Consider the following 3,581-nt stretch of genomic DNA (forward strand, 5'->3'; position numbering starts at 1 on the left):
TGTTTATCCCTTGGCGAGAGAGGCCTTCGCCGGCAGGAACCCGTCCGTCGCCTCGCTCTACCGCGCGCTCGCCGAGGCCGACCACGAAACCGACCAGACCAAGATCATCCCATGGCCCGTTCGGGCCGTATCTGGGTCACACCCCGGAAACGCCGTGCGGTGTCAGCCCTTCTGCTCGCCCTCGAGCAACGGGCGCAGCTGCTCCGGCAGCAGGTCCTTGCAGGAGTCCCGGGACGCCTGGGTGAGGGAGTCGTTCACGCACGCGTAGTAGTCGCGGTAGACCAGCTGCATGCTGAACATCGCAGCCACCAGCGCCAGGGCGAGACTGCCCGTGACCAGACCGCTGATCGCCGCCGTCGCCTGCGGCCGGTGGCCGCTCCTGCCGCCCGGTCCGCCCGTACCGGCCGCCGCGCTCCGGGCGTGACCGGTGGCGCCGCGCGCCCCTTCGGCTGCCTCTGCGGCCGGCTTGGCCTTGCCGCGCAGCGAGCTGATGCCCCAGTACAGGGCCAGGGCGCCGAGCAGCAGGGCGATCTCGCGCACGTTGAACAGCGCGAAGAAGAAGGCCCACATGCCCGAGAGGAGGGCGTAGCGCGCCCGACGCTGGACCGGGTCCGTCGGGTCCCAGCGGAGTCCTCCCGGGCCGCCCGGCCGCTCCGGGCCGGACCGGTCGCCGTCGCGGTCGCCCTGGCCGAAGCCGCCGCTGTGGGGGCCGGGCTGGCGGCTGGACCACTGGCCCCAGGAGTCGCGCTTGTCGTGGTCGCCGTCGCTGTCGCCGCCGTCGCCGCCGTCGCCCGAGCCGTCCGCGCCGGAGTCCCTGTCGCCCCCGCTCTGCGGACGGCGCGGCTGCCACGGCTGGTCCGGCCGGCCCTCCGGCGGCGGGGCGAACGGGTTGTCCTCGCCCTCGGAGCTCGGTGAACCGGAAGCCGGGCGGCGCCCGCGCAGCAGCAGGGCGCCCGGCCGCACGGAACTGGCGGCGGGCAGCGGGAGGCAGAGGGCCGCGCGGCGGCGTCGGTCCGGCATCTGGGCTGATTCTTCCCCTTGTGTCATCACCCCGCCGCGGATGCCCGGCCGGGGCCGGTGGGACGGAGAGGACGGTTGCGTCTCCAACCAGACGCTACCCCGCGTGCGCTCCCCCGTCCCGTGGGGGCCGCTCGGTGTGCCGGTATCGTTGCTGTCGGTCGGCGGCTTCGTAGGGTCTTCCGGATCGGCGGTTGCCCTTCGCTCGTACGACCCCACGAACCACAGGGTCCCTTCCTCCGGGCACATGGCCGGGGGAGCCCCCCAGGAAAGAGCCCCGCTGTGTCCTCGCCCCGCCCCCGGAAGGCCCCGGTCCGCCTGGTCGTCCTGGTCTCCGGTTCCGGTACGAACCTCCAAGCCCTCCTCGACGCCATCGCGGCGGACCCCGAGGGGTACGGCGCCGAGATCGTCGCCGTCGGCGCCGACCGCGACGGCATCGCCGGCTTGGAGCGTGCCGAGCGCGCCGGAGTGCCCACGTTCGTCCGCCGGGTCAAGGACTACGCGAGCCGCGAGGGCTGGGACCGGGCCCTGACCGAGGCCACCGCCGCGCACGAGCCGGACCTCGTGGTCTCGGCCGGCTTCATGAAGATCGTCGGCGAGGCGTTCCTCGCCCGTTTCGGGGGCCGGTTCGTCAACACCCACCCTGCCCTGCTGCCCAGCTTCCCCGGCGCCCACGGGGTACGCGACGCCCTCGCGTACGGAGTCCGTGTGACCGGGTGCACCGTCCACTTCGTCGACAACGGGGTCGACACCGGCCCGATCATCGCCCAGGGGGTGGTGGAGGTCCGGGACGAGGACCATGAGGACGGGGGAGCCGCTCTGCACGAGCGGATCAAGGAAGTCGAGCGACGTCTGCTCGTCGATGTCGTCGGGCGTCTGGCCCGCCACGGCTACCGCATTGAGGGACGAAAGGTGAGGATCCCGTGACCGCCGAAGGTACGAAGCGCCCCATTCGCCGGGCGCTGGTCAGCGTCTACGACAAGACGGGCCTGGAGGAGCTGGCCCGCGGTCTGCACGAGGCCGGTGTCGAGCTGGTCTCCACCGGCTCGACGGCCGGGCGGATCTCTGCGGCGGGCGTACCCGTCACCAAGGTCGAGGAGCTGACCGGATTCCCCGAATGCCTGGACGGCCGGGTCAAGACGCTGCACCCGCGGGTCCACGCCGGCATCCTCGCCGACCTGCGGCTCGAGGCCCACCGGGTGCAGCTCGAGGAGCTCGGCGTCGCCCCGTTCGACCTGGTCGTCGTCAACCTCTATCCGTTCCGCGAGACCGTCGCCTCGGGCGCGAGCCCGGACGAGTGCGTGGAGCAGATCGACATCGGCGGGCCGTCGATGGTGCGCGCCGCAGCGAAGAACCACCCCTCGGTCGCCGTCGTCACGAGCCCCGAACGGTACGCGGACGTGCTCACCGCCGTGACGGGCGGCGGCTTCGACCTGGCTGCGCGCAAGCGGCTGGCCGCCGAGGCGTTCCAGCACACGGCCTCCTACGACGTGGCGGTGGCCGGCTGGTTCGCCCAGGAGTACGCGCCGGTCGACGACGCCGTGTTCCCCGACTTCCTCGGGGCCGTGTACGAGCGCCGGAACGTCCTGCGCTACGGCGAGAACCCGCACCAGCCCGCGGCCCTGTACGCCGAGGCGGGCGCCACCGGCCTCGCTTCCGCCGAGCAGCTGCACGGCAAGGAGATGTCGTACAACAACTACGTCGACACCGAGGCCGCGCGCCGGGCGGCGTACGACCACGACGCTCCCTGCGTCGCGATCATCAAGCACGCCAACCCCTGCGGCATCGCGATCGGCGCGGACGTCGGTGAGGCCCACCGCAAGGCCCACGCGTGCGACCCGCTGTCGGCCTTCGGCGGTGTGATCGCGGTGAACCGCCCGGTGACGGTGGAGATGGCCGAGCAGGTCGCCGAGATCTTCACCGAGGTCGTCATCGCGCCCTACTACGAGGAGGGCGCCGTCGAGGTGCTGTCCCGCAAGAAGAACATCCGCGTCCTGCGCTGCCCGGACGCCCCGTCCACGGTCCGGGAGTTCCGCCCGATCGAGGGCGGCGTGCTCCTTCAGGAGAAGGACCGGCTGCAGGCCGACGGAGACGATCCGGCGAACTGGACCCTCGCGACCGGTGAGGCGCTGGACGCCCCTGCGCTCGCCGAGCTGGCCTTCGCCTGGCGTGCCTGCCGGGCCGTCAAGTCCAACGCGATCCTGCTGGCGAAGGACGGCGCGACCGTCGGCGTCGGCATGGGCCAGGTCAACCGGGTCGACTCGGCCAGGCTCGCGGTCCAGCGGGCCGGCGAGGAGCGCGCGGCAGGGTCGTACGCGGCCTCCGACGCCTTCTTCCCGTTCCCGGACGGGCTCGAGGTGCTGACCGCCGCCGGGATCGGCGCCGTGGTCCAGCCGGGCGGTTCGGTCCGTGACGAGCAGGTCGTCGAGGCCGCCCGGAAGGCGGGCGTGACGATGTACTTCACCGGCACCCGGCACTTCTTCCACTGAGCGGACCGCACGCCCGTGTCCGCTCCCGTGCCGGGGGCCGGGGGCGCGGGTACGACGAAGGCCGTGTTCCCCGCC

3 protein-coding genes are annotated in these 3,581 nt (G+C 73.0%); 2 read left to right on the forward strand and 1 reads right to left on the reverse strand.

Annotated features, from left to right (window positions below):
- Positions 1-162: 162 nt before the first annotated feature.
- On the reverse strand, positions 163-1,020 hold the full coding sequence (locus M1E25_RS25025; protein ID WP_251419513.1) for a hypothetical protein: 858 nt from the start codon (positions 1,018-1,020) through the stop codon (positions 163-165).
- A gap of 279 nt (positions 1,021-1,299) precedes the next feature.
- On the opposite strand from M1E25_RS25025, the gene purN reads away from it, so the two are divergent.
- Both purN and purH read left to right on the forward strand, forming a co-directional pair.
- Positions 1,300-1,944, forward strand: coding sequence for a phosphoribosylglycinamide formyltransferase (gene purN, locus M1E25_RS25030; protein WP_251419515.1), 645 nt, complete (start codon positions 1,300-1,302; stop codon positions 1,942-1,944).
- Positions 1,941-3,506 (forward strand): bifunctional phosphoribosylaminoimidazolecarboxamide formyltransferase/IMP cyclohydrolase, encoded by a 1,566-nt coding sequence (gene purH, locus M1E25_RS25035; protein ID WP_251419517.1) that lies wholly within the window; start codon positions 1,941-1,943, stop codon positions 3,504-3,506. Before purN ends, purH begins: the two co-directional genes overlap by 4 nt.
- The last annotated feature ends 75 nt before the right edge of the window (positions 3,507-3,581 follow it).

Source organism: Streptomyces meridianus (assembly GCF_023703325.1).
GTDB classification, from domain to species: domain Bacteria; phylum Actinomycetota; class Actinomycetes; order Streptomycetales; family Streptomycetaceae; genus Streptomyces; species Streptomyces meridianus.

Excerpts from the sequence above, each read along its gene's own strand:
- M1E25_RS25025 (WP_251419513.1), bottom strand. The coding sequence starts at position 1,020 with ATGCCGGACCGACGCCGCCGCGCGGCCCTCTGCCTCCCGCTGCCCGCC.